This window comes from Neorhizobium populisoli, from assembly GCF_019430945.1.
Taxonomy (GTDB): domain Bacteria; phylum Pseudomonadota; class Alphaproteobacteria; order Rhizobiales; family Rhizobiaceae; genus Neorhizobium; species Neorhizobium populisoli.
Genome location: NZ_JAHYCB010000003.1, coordinates 435,101 through 459,115, shown reverse-complemented (window position 1 = coordinate 459,115; position 24,015 = coordinate 435,101). Strand labels below are relative to the sequence as shown.

At 60.7% G+C, this 24,015-nt stretch carries 20 protein-coding genes; 13 read left to right on the top strand and 7 right to left on the bottom strand.

Translation table 11 applies throughout. From position 1 onward, the window contains the following. Positions 1-142 precede the first annotated feature (142 nt). Together KX729_RS10140 and KX729_RS10135 are read left to right on the top strand one after the other, a co-directional pair. Entirely contained in the window at positions 143-1,654 is a 1,512-nt protein-coding gene (locus KX729_RS10140) for a hypothetical protein (protein WP_219742313.1), read from the top strand. Positions 1,655-1,911: 257 nt separating this feature from the next. Continuing rightward, positions 1,912-2,229, top strand: coding sequence for an antibiotic biosynthesis monooxygenase family protein (locus KX729_RS10135; RefSeq protein ID WP_219742312.1), 318 nt, complete (start codon positions 1,912-1,914; stop codon positions 2,227-2,229). Between the two features lie 79 nt (positions 2,230-2,308). Here KX729_RS10135 and KX729_RS34910 read toward each other — a convergent pair whose 3' ends face one another. The 4 genes from KX729_RS34910 to KX729_RS10115 all read right to left on the bottom strand — a co-directional run bounded on the left by KX729_RS34910 (position 2,309) and on the right by KX729_RS10115 (position 7,728). After that, complete coding sequence (locus KX729_RS34910; RefSeq protein ID WP_512699455.1) at positions 2,309-2,554, bottom strand: DUF8220 family protein; 246 nt, start codon at positions 2,552-2,554, stop codon at positions 2,309-2,311. Positions 2,555-2,621: 67 nt separating this feature from the next. Next, positions 2,622-4,121 (bottom strand): lysine--tRNA ligase, encoded by a 1,500-nt coding sequence (gene lysS / locus KX729_RS10125; protein ID WP_219742310.1) that lies wholly within the window; start codon positions 4,119-4,121, stop codon positions 2,622-2,624. 250 nt (positions 4,122-4,371) lie between these two features. Next, the gene (gltX, locus tag KX729_RS10120) at positions 4,372-5,829 is read right to left on the bottom strand and encodes a glutamate--tRNA ligase (RefSeq protein WP_219742309.1); all 1,458 of its coding nucleotides are present in this window, start codon (positions 5,827-5,829) and stop codon (positions 4,372-4,374) included. Positions 5,830-5,955: 126 nt separating this feature from the next. After that, positions 5,956-7,728: an SLC13 family permease gene (locus KX729_RS10115; protein WP_219742308.1), complete on the bottom strand. Its 1,773-nt coding sequence runs from the start codon at positions 7,726-7,728 to the stop codon at positions 5,956-5,958. Between the two features lie 185 nt (positions 7,729-7,913). Between KX729_RS10115 and KX729_RS10110 the strand changes: the two genes are divergently transcribed. Next, positions 7,914-8,453, top strand: a complete 540-nt coding sequence (locus KX729_RS10110; protein ID WP_219742307.1) for a glutathione peroxidase — start codon at positions 7,914-7,916, stop codon at positions 8,451-8,453. Between the two features lie 42 nt (positions 8,454-8,495). Here KX729_RS10110 and KX729_RS10105 read toward each other — a convergent pair whose 3' ends face one another. Both KX729_RS10105 and KX729_RS10100 read right to left on the bottom strand, forming a co-directional pair. Beyond that, entirely contained in the window at positions 8,496-9,263 is a 768-nt protein-coding gene (locus KX729_RS10105; RefSeq protein WP_219742306.1) for a TerC family protein, read from the bottom strand. A 99-nt stretch (positions 9,264-9,362) separates the two neighbouring features. After that, positions 9,363-10,064, bottom strand: coding sequence for a TetR/AcrR family transcriptional regulator (locus KX729_RS10100; protein WP_219742305.1), 702 nt, complete (start codon positions 10,062-10,064; stop codon positions 9,363-9,365). A gap of 134 nt (positions 10,065-10,198) precedes the next feature. Between KX729_RS10100 and KX729_RS10095 the strand changes: the two genes are divergently transcribed. The 5 genes from KX729_RS10095 (at position 10,199) to xylA (ending at position 17,248) form a co-directional block, all read left to right on the top strand. Next, on the top strand, positions 10,199-11,407 hold the full coding sequence (locus tag KX729_RS10095) for an HlyD family secretion protein (protein WP_219742304.1): 1,209 nt from the start codon (positions 10,199-10,201) through the stop codon (positions 11,405-11,407). A gap of 34 nt (positions 11,408-11,441) precedes the next feature. Further along, positions 11,442-13,019, top strand: coding sequence for a DHA2 family efflux MFS transporter permease subunit (locus tag KX729_RS10090; protein ID WP_219742303.1), 1,578 nt, complete (start codon positions 11,442-11,444; stop codon positions 13,017-13,019). A gap of 156 nt (positions 13,020-13,175) precedes the next feature. After that, a complete protein-coding gene (locus KX729_RS10085) occupies positions 13,176-14,216 on the top strand; it encodes a LacI family DNA-binding transcriptional regulator (RefSeq protein WP_219742302.1) in 1,041 nt (346 codons plus the stop codon). Between the two features lie 78 nt (positions 14,217-14,294). After that, positions 14,295-15,749, top strand: coding sequence for a xylulokinase (xylB, locus tag KX729_RS10080; RefSeq protein ID WP_219742301.1), 1,455 nt, complete (start codon positions 14,295-14,297; stop codon positions 15,747-15,749). Between the two features lie 188 nt (positions 15,750-15,937). After that, the gene (gene xylA / locus KX729_RS10075) at positions 15,938-17,248 is read left to right on the top strand and encodes a xylose isomerase (RefSeq protein ID WP_219742300.1); all 1,311 of its coding nucleotides are present in this window, start codon (positions 15,938-15,940) and stop codon (positions 17,246-17,248) included. Positions 17,249-17,378: 130 nt separating this feature from the next. Here xylA and KX729_RS10070 read toward each other — a convergent pair whose 3' ends face one another. After that, entirely contained in the window at positions 17,379-17,627 is a 249-nt protein-coding gene (locus tag KX729_RS10070; RefSeq protein WP_219742299.1) for a hypothetical protein, read from the bottom strand. Between the two features lie 212 nt (positions 17,628-17,839). On the opposite strand from KX729_RS10070, the gene KX729_RS10065 reads away from it, so the two are divergent. The 5 genes from KX729_RS10065 (at position 17,840) to KX729_RS10045 (ending at position 23,970) form a co-directional block, all read left to right on the top strand. After that, entirely contained in the window at positions 17,840-19,363 is a 1,524-nt protein-coding gene (locus KX729_RS10065; RefSeq protein WP_219742298.1) for a sugar ABC transporter ATP-binding protein, read from the top strand. Positions 19,364-19,365: 2 nt separating this feature from the next. Further along, the gene (locus KX729_RS10060) at positions 19,366-20,367 is read left to right on the top strand and encodes an ABC transporter permease (protein ID WP_219742297.1); all 1,002 of its coding nucleotides are present in this window, start codon (positions 19,366-19,368) and stop codon (positions 20,365-20,367) included. Between the two features lie 121 nt (positions 20,368-20,488). Beyond that, positions 20,489-21,451, top strand: a complete 963-nt coding sequence (locus tag KX729_RS10055; protein ID WP_219742296.1) for a substrate-binding domain-containing protein — start codon at positions 20,489-20,491, stop codon at positions 21,449-21,451. Positions 21,452-21,532: 81 nt separating this feature from the next. Next, positions 21,533-22,585, top strand: coding sequence for a sugar phosphate isomerase/epimerase family protein (locus KX729_RS10050; RefSeq protein WP_219742295.1), 1,053 nt, complete (start codon positions 21,533-21,535; stop codon positions 22,583-22,585). A 212-nt stretch (positions 22,586-22,797) separates the two neighbouring features. Further along, on the top strand, positions 22,798-23,970 hold the full coding sequence (locus KX729_RS10045; protein WP_219742294.1) for a Gfo/Idh/MocA family protein: 1,173 nt from the start codon (positions 22,798-22,800) through the stop codon (positions 23,968-23,970). The last annotated feature ends 45 nt before the right edge of the window (positions 23,971-24,015 follow it).

Here is a 24,015-nt window from a genome sequence, read left to right as displayed (position 1 = left end):
GTTCGGCAATGAGGAATGTTCGGTAGGAGAGTAAAACTGCGCGGCCGATTAAAGCTTCCTCAACATGAATGAGAGAGTATCCGGGCGATATTCCATCCTGTTGTTTTGCGTAAATGGAGTTGATCATGCCGGAGTTCGGCTTGTGAAGGGTCTCAAGTTCCGGTTTTCCAAGAAGCTCATCTTCCTGATGATGGGCAGCGTGGTCGTGCTCGGCGGCGGCAGCGGCGCTGCGGCAGTCTTCATCGGCACAGACAAGATTCTCGGCCCCTCCTATCTGGAGATCAACGGGCTGAAATGCACCACGCTCGATACGGTCAAGATCAAACGCGATCAGCGCTATTGGGTGCGCAAATACGTGGTGAGCGACGAGCCGGGCGACAGCATGGCGCGTATCCGCACCGCGTTGCGCGTTGCCAAGGCGGTGCAGGAAAAGGAACATGCCGATCTCGTGCAGGTCGCGATGGTGGACAAGTCCGGCCCGACCGACCGCGCCCGCATGCGTGGCCGCACGATCGGCGCGCAGGTGGTCTATATTCCCAATCTCGCCAAAGCGCCGGAGGGCGCCAGCGCGCAGACCTATTCCGCCTATTATCTCGATGGCAACGCGGCACCGGACGGCGAGTTCTACGGCATGCGTGTCGATCTGCCGCTTGAAGACGTCGAGGCGCTGACGGCGCGTTTAACCGACAAGGCCGATTGTATCGATCCTGCCGCCGCAGCACCTGCGGGTGAACATGGCGCAGCGAGCGGCCATGGCGAAAAGCCGAAAAAGGGTGGTGGAGACCACGGCAAGTCGTCCGGTCATGGCGAGAGCTCGGGGCATGGCGAAGCCGCTTCCGGCCATGGCGAAGCCTCCGGCCATGGTGCGGCGCCGGCTGCCGAAGGGCACGGAGCACCGGCTGAAGGCCATGGCGAAGAGGTTGCTGCCAAGGAGAGCGGCGGCTTCCTGAGTTCCATTACCGGCATGATTTTCGGATCCAAGAAGGAAGAAGCGCCAGTCGAAGGCCACGGTGCCGAGTCGGCACCGGCCGACCATGCCGCTGCACCGGCGAGCAGCCATGACGCGCCTACGGCAGATCACGGCACCGCGGCTCCAGCTGCCGCTGCGGCCGACGCACATGGCAGCGAAAAACCCGCGCCGCCAAAGGCCGCGCCGGCTGAAACGGCTGTTGCCAAACCCGCGGCAGCAGCCGATCATGGCGAAAAACCCGCCGCTCCCAAGGAGCAGGCTGCCGCCGAACCGAAAAAGGAAGAGGGCGGTTTCCTGTCCTCCGTGACGAGCATGATCTTCGGTGGCGGCGAAGCGGAAAAACCTGCTGAGAAACCAGCAGAGACCCAGGCCGCCAAGGCGCCTGAACAGCCGGCCCCCGAGCCGCGCACCTCCGCAGAAGGCGGCAAGCGCTGGTCCAAATCCACCGATGCGGACGCGATCCATGCAGAGGCTGCACCGGCTGACGCGAAGCCTGCAAATGTCGAAGCTGCGCCACCTCCGGCCAACGGATCGAGTGCGGCGGATGCCGCCGGCGCTGCCTGGCTCGCCAAGATGCGCGGTCAATCCGGTGCGGCACCTGCCGCAGCCCCGGCTCCGGCGTCTGCAAAACCGGCCAAGCCGGAGCAGGAAGCTTCGGCCAAACCCGCCAAGCCGGTACATTGATCCTCTTCACAAGGCCGGCTTTGCCGGCCTTGCTGTTTCTTGAGGCACCCGCTAAAATCCCGGTCGTCGAAAAGGACCAGAGACGGCATTGGTAAGCCCGTCTCCTTCCTTCGGGAAGCTCCGTGCCGCCTATCCAGGCGGACCCGCGGCAAGCAACCGGCGCAGTGCCGGCGGCTTGGCGTGCGATCGGTTCGTGTTTCGGTTTCGCATCTCCCTGCCGTCCGCATTGCGCCTCCTTAAACCGAAGGAGAAAGCCAATGCCCATTATCCGTGCCCAGAGCGGCATCGTCACGCAGATCAATGTCTTTACCGTTCCCGAGGGAGGCCAGGAGCAGCTCATCGCCTATCTCAGCGATGCCGCCCGGATCGCGAGCGAAGTGCCGGGCTGGATCTCTGCCAGCCTTCACCGGAGCCTCGATGGAACGAGGGTCGTAAATTACGCGCAGAGCCGGGATATCGACGCGGCAAGGCGCGTCATTGATCGCCTGCGGAGAGCGGGGATGATCGATGGCAACAAGGCTTATGGGGAAGCCAGTCCAGGACTTTATGAGGTGGTGTTTGCGCTGGAGGGGTAAGAGGTGCGTCGAGCCACACTCGGCCGTCCTCCGGACCCCTCTGAGGTGTTCGGAGGATATATGCTGCAAGGCATCCAGCTTAGATTATAGCAGATGCATCCCACAGTCCGTCCGGGAAATACCTTCTCTTCTCATATTGCTCGTAGAAAATCGTTCCGTGAATTCCGACGGCGTCACGTTTCTCGATTCTTCTGGCCCAGATCCTTTTGAAGATCTCATCGAAGAAGTCTGTCTTGGTTTCGTCCTGAACGATATCTTCGATGAAGACGACTTCGCCGCCATCGGGAAAGATGGCGGCGAATTCCTCGTCAGTGGCCTGGAAGATATCGTAGGTACAGTTTTCCGCACCATCGATTATCTGGATGTTCTTAATCGATCACCTTCCGCTCCAATCAGTCCTGCTTGTTGCGCCGCGCCGGGAACAGGATGATGTCGCGGATCGACGGGGAGTCCGTCAGCAGCATGACGAGACGGTCGACGCCGATGCCGAGGCCGCCGGCCGGCGGCATGCCCTGGTCGATGGCATCAAGGAATTCGTCATCGAGCTGCTTTTCCTTCTCGCCGCGGGCATGGGCCTGCTCGAGCTGCTCGACCATGCGCTTGCGCTGCTCTTCCGGGTCGTTCAGTTCGGAGAAGGCGTTGCCCAGTTCCCAGGCGTTGCAATAGGTCTCGAAACGTTCGACGAGGCGCGGCTCTCCCGGCACTTCCTTGGCGAAGGGCGAGATGTCCTTCGGGAAGTCGATGACGTGGCTCGGCTGGATCAGCGTCGGCTCGACCTTCTCTTCGAAGATGAAGGCCAGGCATTCGCCCCAGGTCCAGTCCTTCTCGACCGCGAAACCGGCGCCCTTGGCGGCGGCGCGGGCTTCTTCGTCGGTCTTCATGGCGCGGAAATCGAGGCCGGTCGCTTCCTTGACGGAGTCGGGCATCGAGACGCGCTTGAACGGACCCTTGAAGGACAATTCCTTGTCCTGGAATTTGAACTCGGTCGAGCCGTGGATCGCCATGGCGAGCTGGCCGAACATGCGCTCGACGAGATCCATGATGTCCTCGTAGTCGGCATAGGCCCAGTAGCACTCCATCATCGTGAATTCCGGATTGTGCCGGGTCGAGACGCCTTCGTTACGGAAGTTGCGGTTGATCTCGAACACCTTGTCGGTAAGACCGGAGACCAGCGTGCGCTTCAGGAACAGTTCCGGCGCGATGCGCAGGTACATGTCGAGCTTCAGCGTGTTGTGATGCGTCTTGAACGGCTCGGCGGTGGCGCCGCCATAGACCGAATGCAGCATCGGCGTCTCGACTTCCATGAAGCCGTCGTTTTCCATGAAACGGCGGATCCCGGAGACGATCTTCGAACGCTGCTGGAAGCGGAGCTTGGATTCCTCATTGGTCATGATGTCGAGGTGGCGCTTGCGATACCGCAGCTCGACATCCGACAGGCCATGCCACTTTTCCGGCATGGGGAGCAGCGACTTGGTCAGCATGATGATCGACTGGGCGTTGATCGACAGCTCGCCGCGCTTGGTGCGGCGCACGGTGCCGGTAACTCCGATGATGTCGCCGATATCGATGAGCGACAGCAGGTCGCGCGCTTCCTGCGGCGTCACATCCTTGTGGGAGAAGATCTGGATCTTGCCGCCGGCGTCATGGATGTCCATGAACATGCCGGAATTGCGCGAGGAATAAACGCGGCCGGCAACCGTCACCACGTCTTGCGTCTCGACGTCGGATTCGAGGTCCTTGTATTTCTCGGCCAGCTCGCCATTCGTCATCGTGCGGTGGAAATGCGCCGGATAAACGTCGCCGATCTTCTCGCGAAGGATGGCAAGCTTCTGGGCGCGCACCTGCGTGGCGTCGGAGGAGAGGGCGGGTTCGGTCGTGTTGTTGTCGGTCATAGTTCTCGCCTTCTTCGGGCTTTGTTCGTTGCGGCCACCCCCCTCTGTCCTGCCGGACATCTCCCCCACAAGGGGGGAGATTGATTGGAGCACTCTCCCCACTCTAACTGCAGCCGCTGTCAACTCAGCATTCGACGCTGAAGGAAGGCGGGCGCTTTGCCACTTGCCAATCTCCCTCCTTGTGGGGGAGATGCCCGGCAGGGCAGAGGGGGGTATTTCAGCATGCCGCCGTTACCGGCAGCACGCGCTATTACTTTCCGTCGCCCACCATCGAGGCAACAACCGTCGCAGCAACCTTCAGCCGCTGGCGAACGACCGAGCGGCCGAGAATAGCCATCGAGTCAAACAGCGGCAGCGAGCGGGACGAGCCGGACATGGCGATGAACAGCGGCGGGGTGACGACGCGCAGTTTCTTGGCCAACTTGTCGGCGATCGCGCGCAGTTCCGCATCGATCGACTCGACATTGAACTCGATCATCTTCTCGAAATCGGCCTGCACGGTGTTGATGATTTCCAGCGTTTCGGCCGGGCTGGTCTTCAGGCTGGCGAAAGAGGCCGGCGTCAGGCCGATATCGGAGGACAGGAGGAAACCGGCGAGGTTCGGCAGTTCGCCGAGCTTGGAGATGCGGCTCTGCGAATGCTTCAGGCCTTCCGTCAGGCGCTGGTTTTCCATCGCCCATTCGAGCGTGCGGGCGACGAATTCTTCCGGCGACAGCTTTTCGCGGATCCAGCGGCCATTCAGCCAGTCGAGCTTCTGGATGTCGAAGATCGCGCCGGCCTTGGAGAGGTTTTCCGGATCGAATTTTTCGGTCAACTCGTCCATGGTCAGCAGTTCTTCGCCTTCGGCGATCTGCACGAAAAACAGGCCGAGGAAGTTCATCAGCGCTTCCGGCAGATAGCCGAGCGCGGAGTAGTAGCTGATCGAGGTCGGGTTCTTGCGCTTCGACAGTTTCGACTTGTCGGCGTTGCGCATCAGCGAAAGATGCATGAACACCGGCTGGTCCCAGCCGAAATAGCGATAGAGAAGAATGTGCTTCGGCACGGAGGCCAGCCACTCTTCGCCGCGTGCGACGTGGGTGATCTTCATCAGATGGTCGTCGATGACGTTTGCCATGTGATAGGTCGGCATGCCGTCGCCCTTGATGAGGACCTGCATATCGACCGAATCCCACGGGATCGACACGTCGCCGTAAACGCCGTCGGTGAATTCGCAATTGCCCTCGGTCGGGATCTTCATGCGGATAACCGAGCCTTCGCCTGCGGCCAGACGTGAGGTGACTTCCTCGGCCGAATAAGTCAGGCAGAGACCGTCATATTTCGGCGGCTTGCCGGCGGCGCGCTGGCCTTCGCGCATCTGCTCCAGGCGCTCCGGCGTGCAGAAGCAGCGGAAGGCATGGCCCTTGTCGAGCAGGTCCTGCGCGTAGGGCTGGTACATGTCCTTGCGGTCGGACTGGCGATAGGGACCGTAGGGGCCGCCGACATCCGGGCCTTCGGCCCAGGTGAGGCCCGTCCAGCGCAACGCGTCGAGCACCTTCTCTTCGAATTCGCGCGTCGAACGGGTCGCATCGGTATCCTCGATGCGCAGGATGAATTCGCCGCCGTTCTTCTTGGCGAAGAGGTAGTTGAAAAGAGCGATATAGGCGGTGCCGACATGCGGCTCGCCGGTGGGCGAGGGGGCGATGCGGACGCGCGGGGTCGGGTTGATCATCGGTATTCTCGATCTCAAGGCGCGCGGATGGGCGCCAAGCCTGTTTTGACAATGTGGATTGTCGCAGGCTTAGGCCATATTCAGCCGACAGCGTCAAGATTTTTGGGCCGAAACCTACCTCTAAGACTACCTGACCGGCCAGACATACAGCAGGGCCGGCACGCTGATGAGGATGATCAGGAAGGAAAGCGGCAGGCCGAGGCGCGGGTAATCGGAAAATTTGTAACCGCCGGGGCCGAAGACCAGCGTGTTGCACTGATGGCCGACGGGGGTGAGGAAATCGCAGCCGGCGCCGATCGCTACCGCCATCAGGAAGGCCTCCGGCCGGAAGCCGAGATTGGTGGCGAAGGTCGCGGCGATCGGGGCCATGACGAGCACGGTGGCGGCATTGTTGAGGAAGGGCGTCACGGCCATGGCGGTGACCAGGATCAGGCCGAGTGCGCCCCAGGCCGGCAGGTTCATCGCTACCTGACCCAACCACCCGGCGATGAGGTCGCTGCCGCCGGAGGTTCTGAGCGAATCCGAGACGGGGATCAGCGCCGCCAGCATGACGAGGATCGGGCCGTCGACGGATTTGTAGATATCGGCAAGCGGGATGGCACGAAAGACGACCATGCCGAGCGCTGCGGCGAAGAAGGCAACGGGGACCGGCGCAAGGCCGACGGCGGTCGTTGCCATGGCGAGCGCCAGGATGACCAACGGGATGAAGGCGCGGCGGCGGGTGCCGAGCAGCACCTCGCGCTGGGCGAGCGGCAGCAGCGCGAAATCCTGCATCACGGCGGGCAAGTTCTTGCGGCTGCCCTGCAGCACCAGAACGTCGCCGGCGGCAAGCGTCAGGCTGCCGAGGCGTTCCTTGACCCGTTCGCCATGCCGGCTGATCGCCAGAAGGTTGACGCCGCGGGTGTAGGATAAGGCCATTTCCTTGGCGGAAAGGCCCTTCAATTGCGATTCCTGGCTGATGATCGCCTCGATGGAAATCACGTCTACCTGGTCCTGACCGTTTTCCTTCAGCGGCTTGCCGGACAGTTGCAGCTTTCCGCCGGAGACGACGAGGTCGAGCGCTTTGGACGGGCCTTCGAGCAGGACGACGTCGCCCTCGCGCAGTTTCAGATCGGGGAAGGGAGACATGCGGGCGGTGCCGCGCAGAACCGCGATGGCGATCACCTCGCCGTCGCCGAGCTTCAGGAGTTCACCGATCGGTTTTTCGACGACCGTGGATTCCGCAGTGATAATGACTTCCGACGTGTAGTTCTTGATCTCGACGGCTTCTTCGATCGAGCTGTTCTGCTTGGTACGGCTCGGTACCAGCCAATGGAAGAAGATCAGGAAGGTGATGCCGACGACACAGAGGATGACGCCCATCGGGGTGAAGTCGAACATGGTGAAGGACGTGCCGGTCAGCTCCTCCCGGATGCGCGAGACGACGATGTTCGGTGAAGTGCCGATCTGCGTCATCAACCCGCCGAGGAGCGCGGCGAAGGACATCGGCATCAAATATTTCGAGGGCGAGGCGCCGGATTTCTTTGCGAACTGGAAGGCGACCGGCATCATGATCGCCAGTGCGCCGATATTCTTGATGAAGGCGGACAGCAGCGCCACGACGATCATCAGGAGCGCCAGCTGGGTATGCAGCGAACTAATGTTTGGGAAGAATTTCTTGATCGCCATATCGACGACACCGGACCGTGCGACGCCGGCCGAAACGATCAACGCGCTGCCGACGATGATGACAATATCATCGGAAAAACCGGAAAACGCCTTGTCCGGCGGCACGATGCCGACCACGACCGCCAGCACCAGCGCACAACACGCGACGACGTCATAACGGAACCGATCCCAGATGAAGACCGCCATCATCAGCGCGATGACGGAAAAGGCGAGGATCTGCTGCGTTGTCATGCGGCTCCGGCGGGTCTGAGGCAGGGAAGAATTTTTGCCTTGAAGGACGTTTGAGAGAATTATGTCGCTCTCGCGCGGCGTATCAATCCCGGTAAGGTCTCAAAGTTCCGGCAATCGGCTGGACAATCAAAGCGACAGGAATAGTTTGGGCCGCAAACCGATTTTGTATTCTCAGGAGATTTGCGATGAGCGCTGTTTTGAACATTCCGGTGAAACTGGCCGACGGTCGCGAGACCTCTCTCAACGAGTTCAAAGGCAAGGTGATGCTCGTCGTCAACGTTGCCTCCAAATGCGGCCTGACGAAGCAATATGAGGGACTTGAGAAGCTCTATGAGGACAAGCAGAGCGACGGTTTTGTCGTTACCGCCTTCCCGGCCAACAATTTCATGGGCCAGGAGCCCGGCACCGATTCCGAAATCGTCGAATTCTGCCAGCTGACCTATGATGTGAAATTCCCGATCTTCTCGAAGATTTCCGTCAAGGGTGACGACCAGCACCCGCTTTACAAACAACTCACCGGTTCCAGCATCCCGACGACCGGTGACGGCCCGATGAAGGAAAGGCTTCGCGGTCATGGAGTAGTTGTCGCCGACGGAGATATTGTCTGGAATTTCGAAAAATTCCTGATCGGCCGTGATGGCGAGATCAAGGCCCGGTTTGCGCCCGATGTGACGGCCGACGACAGCCGGCTGGTCGAGGCGGTGGAGAGGGAATTGAAGGCCTGATATAAAAAGGGCGCCTGCGGGGCGCCCTTTTCGCATCTAAGATCAGTGCAGCGTGCCGCCGCCCTTGGACTTATTCTTGGCGCGGGCGCTCTTGGCGAACATGTTGAGCGCTTCGACGCCGGCCGAGAAAGCCATGGCCGCGTAGATATAGCCCTTCGGCACATGCACGCCGAAACCTTCGACGATCAGCGTGCCGCCGATCATCAGCAGGAAGGCGAGCGCCAGCATGACGATGGTCGGGTTCTTTTCGATGAAGTTGGCCAGCGGCGTTGCGGCGAGCAGCATGACGGTGACGGCTGCTAGGACTGCGACGATCATGATCGGCAGATGCGGGGTCATGCCGACAGCGGTGATGATCGAGTCGATCGAGAAGACGAGGTCGAGGATGAGGATCTGCACGATTGCCGCAGAGAAGCTCATTTTCACGACTTCCTTGCCGGCACCCACCAGGTCTTCCTTGTGGTCGACCACATCGACGGAGTGATGGATTTCCTTGGTCGCCTTGTAGACGAGGAATACGCCACCGGCGATCAGGATCAGGTCCTTCCATGAGAAGCCGTGACCGAAGGCCTCGAACAGCGGATTGGTGAGCTGGACGATCCAGGCGACCGTACCGAGCAGGCCGAGACGCATGACCAGTGCCAAGCCGATACCGATCTTGCGGGCGCGTTCGCGATGTTCAGGTGGAAGCTTGTTTGTCAGGATGGAGATGAAGATCAGGTTGTCGATGCCGAGCACGACCTCCATGACCACAAGTGTAACGAGCGCTATCCAGGCCGCCGGGTCTGCTACGAGCGCTGCAATGTCCATCCATATCTCCTGTTTTCAATCCAAACGCGTAATTGCGTGCCGCATTTAAGATGCGGCCCCTCAAAAACAAGAGAAGGTTGCGGCCAAAGCGACCGGAACTCAGACCGTTTCCATCTTTTTTGCGATCACGGATGCGTTATGATTACCATAGGCTGCCATGAAGACGCGAATTGCACCCGTCACCGTCCGTTCGAGGTCTTCCTGCGGAGGGACGTCCTGAAGGTCGCCGAACAGCCGGAACTTGAAGTAGGTGCCGCTTACCATGTCGATGAACTGGCGGGCGGCGAGATCGGTATCCTCTACCTTCAAATTGCCGAGTTCAACGTGGCGTTTAATGAAATCTTCGAGAACTGTGCGCACATTATGCGACGGTGAATTGAAAAACTGCTGACAGATGCTCGGCAGGCGATCCACGACACCAATCACGGTGCGCATCGCTTCGATCACTGCGGGGGCAGTAATATGCGTCGTGAAGCCCATGCCGAAGCTGTAGAGCCCGTTTTCCACCTCCTCGCTGCCGGCGAGAATATCGCGCATGCGGAGCGTGATCCGTTCGCGTTCACGCGAGATGATCGCGGAAAAAAGATCTTCCTTGTTCTGAAAGTAGACGTAAATCGTCCCCTTCGAAACGCCGGCTTCACGGGTGATGTCGTTCATACTGGCGGCATCGAAGCCGAGCCGCATGAACACCGCCTTGGCGCCGTCGATGATCTGTTCGCGCTTGACCGGGTCTTCGCCCGCCGCGAAACGACCCGCAGGCGCCGCCTCGGTCTTTTCAAGCTTGCGTGTCTGCCTAGCCATGGTGATACCTTTTTTAACCTTTTCGAACCGAGCGGTTCGATTGCTCTTGATATGTGGTATGGAAAGGTCTATGTCAAGCTCAACGAACCGATCGGTTCGATGAAACCCGACGCTCCCAAGACGGTATCAAGACAATGACGGCTTCTCAAAATACGGGCGCACTGCGCGCCGTGACGACGGATAACGCTGGCCCGGTGGAAGCCGAAGCGCGCAAGACCGCGCCTGCTTCCGAAGCTCCTGCAGCCGCCGAGGCGGTTGCGGCGCCTGCCGCCGCGAAGGAGCCGGAAAAGAAGAAAAAGCGTGGTTTCGTCCTTCCGATCATTGCGCTTGCAGTCCTCGCCGGTGCCGGCTGGTATGGTTATAACTGGTGGATCGACGGCCGGTTCATGGTCTCGACTGATGACGCTTACGTCGAAGGCGATATCGCTGTCATCTCGCCGAAGGTTTCCGGTTACGTCGCCAAGGTGAACGTCGTGGAAAACCAGGCCGTCAAGGCCGGTGATCCGATGGTCACGCTGGACGATGGCGACTATCAGCTCGCTCTGCGCAAGGCGCAAGCGGCAATCGAATCCGCCAAGCTCGCCGTATCGCGCATCGATGCGCAGATCGTCGGTGGCGAGGCTGCCGTCAAGCAGGCGCAAGCCCAGCAGGGTGCGCTCGAAGCTGCCGTCCGTGGTGCCGAGATCAACGAAAAGCGTGCGACCAGCCTGCAGCAGAGTGCTGTCGGTACCGCCGCCTCGCTCGATAGCGCCCAGATTGCCCTGGAACAGGCCCGCGCCAATCTCGTCGCCGGCCAGGCTGCGGTTTCCTCCGCGCAGGCCAATATCGGCCTTCTGCATGCACAGCGTGACGAGGCGGTCAACACGATCCGCACCCAGGAATTGGCTCGTGATCAGGCTCAGCGTGATCTGAACTTCACCATTCTCAAGGCACCTTATGACGGCGTGATCGGCAATCTTGCCGTCCAGACCGGCGACCTCGTTTCGGTCGGCAAGCGGCTTGCATCGCTGGTGCCGCTCACCGAGCTTTATATCGAGGCGAATTTCAAGGAAACGCAGCTCGCCCATCTGGAGCCGGGTTCGAAGGTCCGTGTTCATGTGGATGCGTTCGACGAACACACGGTGGAAGGTACCGTCGTCTCGATCGCTCCGGCTTCCGGCGCCGTCTTCTCGATGCTGCCGCCGGAAAACGCCACGGGCAACTTCACCAAGGTTGTCCAGCGCGTGCCGGTCCGCATCTCGCTGCCGAAGGAAGTCCTGGAGCGTGAGCATCTGCGCGCCGGTCTCTCGGTCGTCGTGGATGTCGATACGCGCACGGCGCCCGGCGCCGGTGCAGCCAAGTAACCGCGGTCGTCAAAGAGAACCAAGGAGAACGGCCATGGCAACCGCAACGGCCGTAGCAGGGGCAGGCCCAATCGATCCCCCCATGGATCGCCGCAAGGTCATTGCGTTCTTCGCAATGGTGTTCGGCATGTTCATGTCGATCCTCGACATCCAGATCGTTTCGGCCTCGCTTGCCGAAATCCAGGCCGGCCTTTCTGCCGGCTCGGATGAGATCGCCTGGGTGCAGACCTCCTACCTGATCGCCGAAGTCATCATGATCCCGCTGTCGGGCACGCTGGCGCGGATCATCTCGACCCGCTACCTCTTCGCGATCTGCGCGGCGGGCTTCACCATCTCCAGCGCCCTTTGCGCTACCGCGACGAATATCGAGCAGATGATCGTCTACCGCGCGCTGCAGGGCTTTATCGGCGGCGGCATGATCCCGTCGGTCTTCGCGGCCGCCTTCACCATTTTCCCGCCGTCGAAGCGTGCCGTCGTCTCGCCGATCATCGGCCTTGTTGCAACGCTCGCGCCGACCATCGGCCCGACCGTGGGCGGCTATCTCAGCAATTCCTTTTCCTGGCACTGGCTGTTCCTGGTCAACATCATCCCGGGCATCCTGGTGACTATCACCACCTTCACGCTGATCGATTTCGACAAGCCGCAACTGCACTTGATGAAGCGGTTCGACTGGTGGGGGCTTGCCTCGATGGCATTGTTCCTCGGCTCGCTGGAATACGTGCTGGAAGAGGGCAATAACAAGGACTGGTTCAGCGATGAGCGGATCGTCCTCGGCACCGTCTTCATCGTAGTCGGCGCCGTCGTGTTCTTCTGGCGGGCTTTCAAGATCGAGTTTCCGGTCGTCGATCTGCGCGCCTTCAGCAATGCGAATTTCGCCTTCGGCTCACTGTTCTCCTTCCTGATGGGCGTTGGCCTTTACGGGCTCACCTATCTTTACCCGGTCTATCTCGGTCGCATCCGCCACTACGATTCCCTGATGATCGGCGAAACCATGTTCGTTTCGGGTATCGCAATGTTCGTCTCGGCGCCGATCGTCGGGCGCCTGTCGACCAAGGTGGACCTGCGCGTATTGATGGCGATCGGGTTCGGGTCGTTCGCGCTCGGTACCTATCTGATGACCGGCATCACCGCCGATTGGGATTTCTGGGAACTGTTCCTGCCGCAGGTCCTGCGCGGCTTCGGCATGATGATGTGCATGGTGCCGATCAGCAATATCGCGCTCGGCACGCTGCCGCCGCAACGCATCCAGGGCGCATCGGGCCTGTTCAACTTGACCCGTAACCTCGGCGGTGCCGTCGGTCTTGCGATCATCAACACGATCCTGACGCAGCGTACCGACGAACATTATGCAAGGCTCTCCGAGCATGTGAACTACGGCAATCCGGCAGCGATGAACTGGCTGGACAGCGTCGGTGCCAATTACAACACGTTCGGCCTCGACGGTTCCACTGTGGCGCTGCAGAAGATAGCTGGCATCATCACCCAGCAGGCCTGGCTGCTCTCGTTCATGGATGTCTTCTTCATCCTCACGGCCGTGTTCGGAAGCCTGATCTTTTTCGTCTTCCTGATCGCCAAACCCGCCCGGCAGGGCGGCGGCGGCGGAGGGCACTGACCACCATTTCACTCCTATCCACCGCCGGAAGGGGCCGCCGCGAAAGCGACGGCCCTTTTCGTTTGGGGCACATTTTTATCCACTTTTGAGTGACGTGCCGCAAATTCTGATTTACGTACCTCAAAAATTGGGCTACGACCTTCCTCGGAGGAGTTCATGAAGCCCACTGTCCACGACATCGCGAAGATCGCGGGCGTCAGCCTTGCGACAGTCGACCGGGTGCTCAACGGCCGCCCCGGCGTGCGTGCGGTGACGAAGGGCAAGGTCGAGGAAGCGATCGCCTCTTTGGGCTATGTGCGCGATCTCGCCGCGGCAAACCTTGCAAAGAGCCGAACCTATTCCTTCGTCTTCATCCTGCCGGCCAACGACAACTCCTTCATGATCGGTCTGCATGAAGAGGTGCGGGGTGCAATTGCCCGTTCCAGTGCGGACCGTAGCGATATCCGCATCATCGACGTACCGCCCTTCGATGCTGAGGCGCTGGTCATGGCGCTGGAAAGCGTGCTGCTCGATAAACCGGCTGGTGTCGCCTTCGTGGCGCTCGATACGCCGGAAGTGCGGGCGGTGACCGAAAGCCTCAAACAGGCCGGCATTCCGATGGTCGCGCTGGTGTCCGACCTGCCGGATTCCGCCCGCGATCATTATGCCGGTATCGACAATATCGCTGCGGGGCGTACCGCAGGAAGCCTGCTCGGGCGCTTTCTGGGCGGTCCGTTTGCGCGCGATGGCGAGGCGACGGTCGCAGTGCTGGCCGGTTCGATGCTGGTTCGCGACCATCGCGAACGGCTGGAAGGTTTTTCGGCAGCCATCAGCGAGGCTTTCCCGAACATTTATATCCTGCCGGTTCTCGAAGGGCGTGACGATCCGGCGCTGGCGGAGACGATGATTTCCGATGCACTGCGGCGCAACCGGGATATCGCCGGCATTTACAGCCTCGGCGCCGGTAACCGCGGCATGATCCGCGCCATCCAGAAGGCAGGCGTCGCGCGGCGGCCGATCGTCATCGCCCATGAACTGACGGCATCGACCCGTTCGGCGCTTTCGGACGGCGTCATCGACGCGGTGCTGAACCAGGATGCCGGCCATGAAGTGCGCAGCGCCATCCGCGTGCTGAAGGCCAAGGCGGACGGCCTGCCGGTTATCGCAGCGCAGGAGCGCATCCGTATCGACATATTCTTGAAGGATAATCTGCCCTGACAATCGGGCAGTTGAAGACGCTCCTTCGGGGCGTTGCTGATAAAAGGCCGTAAATGCGGCACAGTAAGGAGTGACATCATGTATCTCGGTCTCGATCTCGGCACGTCCGGCGTCAAGGCGATGCTCATCGACGGCGATCAGAAGATCATCGGTTCGGCGAGCGGTTCGCTGGAGGTCTCGCGCCCGCATTCCGGCTGGTCGGAACAGGAGCCGGCGCATTGGATTCGCGCGACGGAAGAGGCGGTCGCCGGCCTCAAGGCCAAGTTCCCGAAGGAGCTTGCCGCGGTGAAGGGCATTGGTCTTTCCGGCCAGATGCACGGCGCGACGCTGCTTGATGCCGACGACAAGGTGCTGCGCCCCTGCATCCTTTGGAACGACACCCGTTCCTACGAAGAGGCGGCGGCGCTGGACGCCAATCCGATCTTCCGCAAGCTGACCGGCAATATCGTTTTTCCGGGGTTCACGGCGCCGAAACTTGTCTGGGTCGCCAAGCATGAGCCGGAGATTTTTGCCAAGGTTGCCAAGGTTCTGCTGCCTAAGGATTACCTGCGGCTCTGGCTGACGGGCGAGCATATTTCCGAGATGTCGGATTCGGCTGGCACGTCCTGGCTTGATACCGGCGCCCGCAAATGGTCGTCCGAACTGCTGGCTGCGACAGGCCTCTCCGAAAAACAGATGCCTTCGCTGGTCGAAGGTACCGAGCAGGCCGGCAAGCTGCGCGGCGAACTCAAGTCTTCCTGGGGCATTTCAGGTGATGTCGTCGTCGCAGGCGGGGCAGGGGACAATGCGGCCTCGGCTTGCGGCATGGGCACGGTTGCTGAAGGCCATGCGTTCGTGTCGCTCGGCACGTCCGGTGTTCTGTTTGCCGCCAATGCTTCCTACCTGCCGAAGCCGGAAAGCGCCGTTCACGCCTTCTGCCATGCGTTGCCAAAAACATGGCACCAGATGGGCGTCATCCTGTCTGCCACCGATGCGCTGAACTGGTATTCGCATATCGCCGGCAAGTCGGCTGCGGACCTGACGCAGGAGCTAGGCGATGCCCTGAAGGCGCCGACCGGCGTCACCTTCCTGCCGTATCTCTCCGGCGAGCGCACGCCGCATAATGATGCGGTCATCCGGGGCTCGTTCATCGGCCTCGAGCACGAGAGCAGCCGTGCGGTGCTGACGCAGGCAGTGCTTGAGGGTGTCACTTTTGCGATCCGCGACAATCTCGAAGCGCTGAAATCGGCCGGGACATCTATCTCCCGGGTGACGGCGATCGGTGGCGGTTCGCGCTCGCGTTATTGGCTGGCCTCGATCGCCACCTCGCTCGGCGTGCCGGTCGATATTCCGGCGGACGGCGATTTCGGTGCGGCGTTCGGCGCTGCCCGATTGGGGCTGATCGCGGCGACTGGGGCTGATCCGGTGGCGATCTGCTCGCAGCCGAAGACGGAGGAGACGATCGATCCGGTGGCTTCGCTGAGTGGCGCTTATGAGGCCGCTTATGCGCGATATCGGGCGGCCTATCCGGCGATCAGAGCGCTGATGAACTGATAAAATTGCCCCTCACCCTAGCCCTCTCCCCGCGCGCGGGGAGAGGGGACGTGCCTCGCTCAACGATGAAGGGGACGGATAGGTTGCCGCGATTGTCCTTCTCCCCGTCAGAACGGGGAGAAGGTGCCGACAGGCGGATGAGGGGCTCCCGCACTATACGACACAACAATCCCAAGGAGGACTAAACCATGAGCACAGGCTTTTTCGGCGACATCCAGAAAATCAAATACGAAGGCCCGGACAGCACCAATCCGTTTGCTTTCCGCCATTACAATCCGGACGAGATCGTTGCCGGCAAGCGGATGGAAGACCATCTGCGGTTTGCGATCGCCTATTGGCACACTTTCACCTGGCCGGGCGGCGACCCGTTCGGCGGTCAGACCTTCGAGCGCCCGTGGTTCTCGGACACGATGGAAGCGGCGAAGATGAAGGCAGATGTCGCCTTCGAATTCTTCTCGCTGCTCGGGGCGCCGTTCTACTGCTTCCATGACGCCGACGTGCGTCCGGAAGGCAATAACTTTGCCGAAAACACCAAGAACCTCAACGAGATCGTCGATTACTTCGAGAAGAAGCAGGCCGAAACCGGCACCAAGCTTCTGTGGGGCACGGCGAACCTCTTCTCCAACCGCCGCTTCATGTCGGGTGCCGCGACCAATCCGGATCCGGATGTGTTCGCGTTCTCGGCTGCGACGGTCAAGGCCTGCATGGACGCCACCAAGCGTCTCGGCGGTGCGAACTACGTTCTGTGGGGCGGTCGTGAAGGTTACGAGACGATCCTCAACACCGACTTCACCCGCGAGCTCGACCAGCTTGGCCGCTTCCTCAACCTCGTTGTCGAGTACAAGTACAAGATCGGCTTCGAAGGCACGATCCTGATCGAGCCGAAGCCGCAGGAGCCGACCAAGCACCAGTACGACTACGACGTCTCGACCGTCTACGCCTTCCTGCAGAAGAACGGCCTCGACAAGGAAGTGAAGGTCAATATCGAGCAGGGCCACGCCATCCTCGCCGGCCATTCCTTCGAGCATGAAATCGCCATGGCGAACACGTTCGGCATTTTCGGCTCGATCGACATGAACCGCAACGACATGCAGTCCGGCTGGGATACCGACCAGTTCCCGAACAACGTGCCGGAAATGGCGCTGGCCTTCTATCACGTCTTGGCAGGCGGCGGTTTCAAGAACGGCGGCACCAACTTCGACGCGAAACTGCGCCGCCAGTCGCTCGATCCGCAGGATCTGCTGATCGGCCATATCGGTGGCATGGATTGCTGCGCCCGCGGCCTGAAGGCTGCCGCCAAGATGATCGACGACGGCGCACTGAAGGCTCCGCTCGACGCTCGTTACGCCAAGTGGGATAGCCCGGAATACCAGAAGATGCTGCGCGGCGAATACAAGCTCGACGACATCGCTTCCTGGGTCGAGAAGCAGAACATCAACCCAGAGCCGGTTTCCGGCCGCCAGGAATATCTGGAAAATATCGTCAACCGTTACGTCTGATTGGTTTTCGAGAACGAAAAGCCCGAGCTTCGGCTCGGGCTTGGATTGCTTATAGAGGCCTGAAACCTCTCCTCCGTCATGCTCGGGCTTGTCCCGAGCCTCTGTCCGCGTTCAATGCGTGGTGATGTGGTTAGATTCTCGGCACAAGGCCGAGGATGACGCCGGTTTCCAGTAAACGCCTCAACGAACGAAGCCTGAGCGCGGCTTTTTTCACGTTCATCTCAGTCGATCGGCGGGCCGGCAATTCGTGCAGGTGTATTGATGCGCCTTCTGCCGGGCTGGGTAATTGCGACCATGCGGATACATGCTGTCTATCCGCCATATCGCGTTGAAGATAAGCGCTTTTGTGCAGCTTTTGACTGAGCGTATCGCCGGTCATCCGGACCTTGCGTGCCGAACATTACGTCTGTGTTTTCGGGGCCGTGACTCACGACGCAATCACACGTTTCTTGCTTTACGTACCTCAGAATTTAGGCTAGCTTTTGGCCTGGGAGGAATTCAAGTGCTGTCTGCTATCTACAGGTGTGCTGCTGGCGATGCGGCGTTCCGGTGCCGGAACGTGCGTCCTGCTGTTTTGACCGGTGCCGGCAGATGAGCGCGGCTGTTCCTGGTGCAGTTGCACCTCTCTTGGAAGCGACAGGCCTTTCCAAAACCTTCAGTATCGTTGAAGTCCTCAAGGATATCAATATCACCGTCCGTCCGGGTGAGGTTCACGCCATCATCGGCGAAAATGGCGCCGGCAAATCGACGCTGATGAAGATCCTGGCCGGCAATCAGCCGCCGACGCGCGGTGAGATGCGATTGGGCGGCGAAGTCGTGAGCTTTTCCGGCCCCGTCGATGCGGAAAGCCGTGGCATCGTGCTGGTGCACCAGGAAATCCTGCTGGCGCCCGATCTCACCGTCGCCCAGAACATCTATCTCGGCCGCGAAATCCGCAAAGGGTTGACGCTCGACGACCGCACCATGAACGAGGGCGCCGCCAAGGCGATCCGCGATCTCGGTGGCGATCTCGATCCACGGACCATCGTCGCCAACCTTTCGATCGCGCAGCGGCAGCTGGTACAGATCGCCCGTGTTCTGCTCGTGCCGCACCGCATCGTCATCTTCGACGAGCCGACCGCTTCACTGACGCCGCATGAGACCGAAGCTCTGCTCAAGGTCATCAAGGATATCCGCGCTAAGGGCGTCGGCGTGCTCTATATTTCCCATCGCCTGCCCGAGGTGAAGGAGATCGCCGACCGGGTGACGGTGCTGCGCGACGGCCGCTTGATCGCGACGCATGACGCGAGCGAACTGCAGCCCGCCGACATGGCGCGGCTTATGGTCGGGCGCGATGTCGCAAAGCTTTATCCGGATCGTCACGCGGCGGAAGTGCGAGAGGTCGTGCTGGATGTCGAGCATTTCAATGCGCCGGGTTATGCGCAGGATGCGTCGTTCAAGCTGCGCAAGGGCGAAATTTTGGGCTTTGCTGGGCTCGTCGGTGCCGGGCGCACGGAGCTGATGGAAGGTATTGTCGGGCTTCGAACAGGTCGCGGTCCGGTTCGCCTCAACGGCAATCCGGTTGCTTTTACCGATGTACATTCCAGCCTCAAGGCCGGCATTGCCTACCTTTCGGAAGACCGCAAGGGCAAGGGCTTGTTGCTCGCCAAGGACCTGCTGGTCAACCTGACGCTTGCCTCGCTGAGCAAGTTCACCGGTCTTTTGCAGATCGACCGGAAAAAGGAGGCGGCGGCACTCGATCAGGCGATCCGTGATTTCGATATCCGCACCGGCACCAAGAACATCCTGGCCGGTCAGCTTTCCGGCGGCAACCAGCAGAAGCTGTTGCTGGCCAAGATGATGATGCTCGATCCGCAGGTCGTCATCATCGATGAGCCGACCCGTGGTATCGATATCGGCAACAAGGAACAGATCTACAAATTCATCGCCAAGCTGGCTGAGGAGGGGCGTTCGATCATCGTCGTGTCCTCCGAAATGCCAGAGCTGATCGGCATCTGCGACCGCATCCTCGTCATGCGCTCCGGCCGGATCGTCGGCGAGGTGACGGGAGACCACATGAACGAAAACGAGATCGTCCAGCTGGCAACGGGCGTCAAATCCGGGGAGGCCGCCTGAGCATGACATCCGTTGCCACTGATACGACGAAGGCGCCGAAAACGTCGCGCGATTGGGATATGGCGGCGATCGCGCCGTTCATCGCGTTGGCGCTGCTGCTGGTGCTCGGTTATTTCGCCAATCCGAATTTCGTCTCGATCGCCAACCTTTCCAACGTCGTCACCCGCAGCGCGTTCATTGCCATCATCGCGCTCGGTGCAACCTATGTGATGACCGCCGGCGGGCTCGATCTTTCGGTCGGCTCGATGCTCGCTTTCGTGGCGAGCCTGATGATCATGTTCATGAATTCCGGATCGATCGCCGATCCGATGCTGATGCTGCTGGCGGCCATGGGCGTGGCGCTGGCGCTCGGCGCCGCTTGCGGATTGGCGAACGGGCTGATCACCACGGTCGGCCGTATTGAGCCTTTCATCGCCACGCTCGGCACGATGGGGATTTATCGTGGCCTCACCTACTGGCTTTCCCAGGGCGGTGCGATCACCGTTCGCGATCGCGATCTGCTGACGCTCTACCGGCCATTCTATTCGGGCTCGTTGCTTGGCGTACCGGTACCGATCATCGTCATTCTCGTGACGACCGCGATCTGCGCCTTCATCCTGTATCGCACCCGCTATGGCCGACATGTGACCGCCGTCGGGTCGAACGAGGACGTGGCAAAATATTCCGGTATTTCGATCAACAGGGTCCGCACGATCACCTATGTGATCCAGGGGCTCTGCGTGGGGGTCGCAGTGCTGCTCTACGTGCCGCGGCTTGGCTCGACGTCGGCCACGACCGGCAGCTTCTGGGAGTTGCAGGCGATTACCGCCGTCGTGGTCGGCGGCACGGCGCTTCGCGGCGGCGTCGGGCGCGTCTGGGGCACGGTCTGCGGCGCGATCATTCTGGAAGTGGTCGGCAATATCCTGCTGCTTTCGAACTTCGTCAGCGAATATCTCATCCAGGCCTTGCAAGGCGCGATCATCATCATCGCCATGCTGGTGCAGAGGTCGCTGATGCGGAAATAACATCGGCTGCGGAGGCGGCCGATGCGGGGCGAAAGCCCCGATGATGGAGGGATTGATCGGGCTTATGGGTCGCGCCCGGTCTTGAAATCAAAGACCTGGAATAAATTGTGGGAGAGAGAAAATGCGTAGAAGAACTTTCGGGATCGCCGCTGCGGCGCTTGCCGCTTCGGTTGCGATTGCCCCCAGCTTTGCGCTGGCGCAGGACAAGAAGGTGACGATCGGCGTTTCCATTCCGGCAGCCGACCATGGCTGGACCGCCGGTGTCGTATTCCATGCCGAACGCGTCGCCAAGCTCCTGATGAAGGAGCATCCGGGCCTCAACGTTATCGTCAAGACCTCGCCGGATGCCGCATCCCAGGCGAACGCCGTGCAGGATCTTGCCGTTCAGGGTCTCGACGCACTGGTCATCCTGCCGAACGATCCGGACCAGCTCGTCAACTCGATCAAGGACGTCAAGGACAAGGGCACGTTCGTGGCGCTCGTCGACCGCGCGCCTTCGGTCAATGACAGCACGATCCGCGACCTTTATGTCGCCGGCAACAACCCGGCGCTTGGCCAGGTCGCCGGCGAATATATCAAGAAGAACACCCCGGACGCTCAGGTCGTCGTCATCCGCGGTCTGCCGATCCCGATCGACCAGCAGCGCCAGGACGGTTTCGACAAGGGCATTGCCGGCTCCAAGGTCAAGATCCTCGACCGGCAGTTCGGCAACTGGAGCCGCGACGACGCCTTCAAGGTCATGCAGGACTTCCTGACCAAGCATCCGAAGATCGACGTGGTCTGGTGCCAGGACGACGACATGGCCGTCGGCGTTCTCGAAGCCATTGCCCAGGCCAAGCGCACCGACATCAAGTATGTCGTCGGCGGCGCAGGCTCCAAGGACATGGTCAAGAAGGTCATGGACGGCGACAAGATGATCCCGGTCGACGTTCTTTATCCGCCGGCAATGGTGGCGACCGCCATGGAACTCACCGCCGGCAACTTCTTCGACAAGGTTCCGGTCAGCGGTACCTATATCCTCGACGCCACGCTGGTGACGAAGGACAATGCGAAGAACTTCTACTTCGCCGATTCTCCGTTCTGATCATTCTCCGGGCGCGCTTGAAAGAGCGCGCCCGTTTTCATGTCCGCACGATACGTTTCAGCCATTCCCCAGGAGGAAATCATGAAGACCATCAAGGGCCCCGCCATCTTTCTCGGCCAGTTCGCGGGAGATGAAGCACCGTTCAACTCCTGGGACGCGATCACCAAATGGGCGGCGGAAAAGGGTTATGTCGGCGTGCAGGTTCCCACCTGGGCCGGTCAACTGATCGACCTGAAGAAGGCCTCCAGCTCCAAGGATTATTGCGACGAATTCGCCGGTGTCGCGCGCAACAACGGCATCGAGGTGACCGAGCTTTCGACCCATCTTCAGGGTCAGCTCGTCGCCGTGCATCCGGCCTATGACGAAGGTTTCGACGGTTTCGCGGCGCCGGAAGTGCGTGGCAATCCGAAGGCGCGCCAGGCCTGGGCTGTCGAGCAGGTCAAGATGGCGCTCACCGCTTCCAAACATCTCGGCATCAAGGCGCATGCGACCTTCTCCGGCGCGCTGGCCTGGCCCTATCTTTATCCTTGGCCGCAGCGCCCGGCCGGTCTCGTCGAGACCGCGTTCGACGAGCTTGCCAAGCGCTGGACGCCGATCCTCAATCATGCCGACGAGTGCGGCGTCGATGTCTGCTACGAAATCCATCCGGGCGAAGACTTGCATGACGGTGTTACCTTCGAGATGTTCCTGGAGCGCGTGAAGAACCATCCGCGCGCCAACATGCTCTACGATCCGTCGCATTACGTGCTGCAGTGCCTCGACTACATCGACCATCTCGACATCTACAAAGACCGGATCAAGATGTTCCACGTCAAGGACGCGGAATTCAACCCGACCGGCCGGCAGGGCGTCTATGGCGGTTACCAGGGCTGGGTGCAGCGCGCCGGCCGTTTCCGCTCGCCGGGCGACGGTCAGGTCGATTTCGGCTCGATCTTCTCAAAACTGGCCGCCAACGATTTCGATGGCTGGGCCGTGGTCGAGTGGGAATGCGCGCTGAAGAATTCCGAGGATGGCGCACGCGAGGGTGCCGAGTTCGTCAACGCGCATATTATTCGCGTGACGGACAAGGCGTTCGACGACTTTGCGTCGGGCGGTACGGACGAAGCGGCAAACCGGCGGATGCTGGGGATTTAATGATTTTCGCCGTGGAACCCCCCTCTGCCCTGCCGGGCATCTCCCCCTCAAGGGGGGAGATTGGCAAGATGCAAGGGCTTCCCGCTGTAACCAGCGTTTGAGTAAGGCGAAACGGCGCCGCAATTCGATCTCCCCCCTTGAGGGGGAGATGGCCGGCAGGCCAGAGGGGGGTGGATGCTCTCCGAAACATCTAATTTTCGAGGAGAGACATCATGGCAATCGAAGGCAAGGACGAACAGGCGCGGGAGCCGCGCATCCGGCTTGGAATGGTAGGCGGCGGAGCCGGTGCGTTCATCGGCGCGGTGCATCGCATGGCGGCGCGGCTGGATGACAAGTTCGATCTCGTCGCCGGCGCGCTGTCGTCGACGCCGGAAAAGGCGATCGCTTCGGGCCGCGATCTTGGCCTCGATCCGTCGCGCACCTATGGCAGTTACAAGGAAATGGCGATCCGCGAGGCGCGGTTGAAGGACGGTATCGAAGCCGTCTCGATCGTAACGCCGAACCACGTGCATTTCGAAGCGGCGAGAGAGTTCCTGAAACGCGGCATCCACGTCATCTGCGACAAGCCGCTGACCTCGAACCTCGCCGACGCCAAGAAGCTCAAGAAGGCGGCGGATGAAAGCAATGCGCTGTTCATCCTCACCCATAACTATACCGGCTACCCGATGGTGCGGCAGGCCCGCGAGATGGTTGCCAATGGCGATCTCGGCAAAATTCGCGTCGTGCAGGTGGAATATCCGCAGGATTGGCTGACCGAAGCCGTCGAGCAGACCGGCGCCAAGCAAGCCGTCTGGCGCACCGACCCGGCGCAATCCGGTGCCGGCGGTTCGACCGGCGATATCGGCACGCATGCCTATAACCTCGCGGCCTTCATCACCGGCCTGACGCTGGAAAGCCTTGCCGCCGATCTCGACAGTTTCGTCGAGGGCCGCCGTCTCGACGACAACGCGCATGTCATGCTGCGTTATGAAGGCGGCGCCAAGGGAATGCTCTGGTGCAGCCAAGTGGCGCCCGGCCACGAGAACGGCCTGAAAATCCGTGTCTACGGCACCAAGGGCGGTATCGAATGGGTGCAGGCCGATCCGAACTATCTCTGGTTCACGCCGTTCGGCGAGCCAAAGCGGCTGATCACCCGCAACGGCGCCGGTGCTGGAGCCGCCGCCGGCCGTGTTTCGCGCATCCCATCCGGTCACCCGGAAGGTTATCTTGAAGCCTTCGCGACGATCTACACGGAAGCGGCGCACGCCATCAACGCCCACAAAAAGGGCGTTGCGGTCGACAAGGCTGTGATCTACCCGACCGTGGATGACGGCGTGAAGGGTGTAGCCTTTGTCGAGGCCTGCGTGGCGTCTTCGAAGAAGAACGGGGCTTGGGTGAAACTCTGAGGACCATTCCTCACCCTCTCGTTCCTAGAGGGTGAGGTTCTGCCT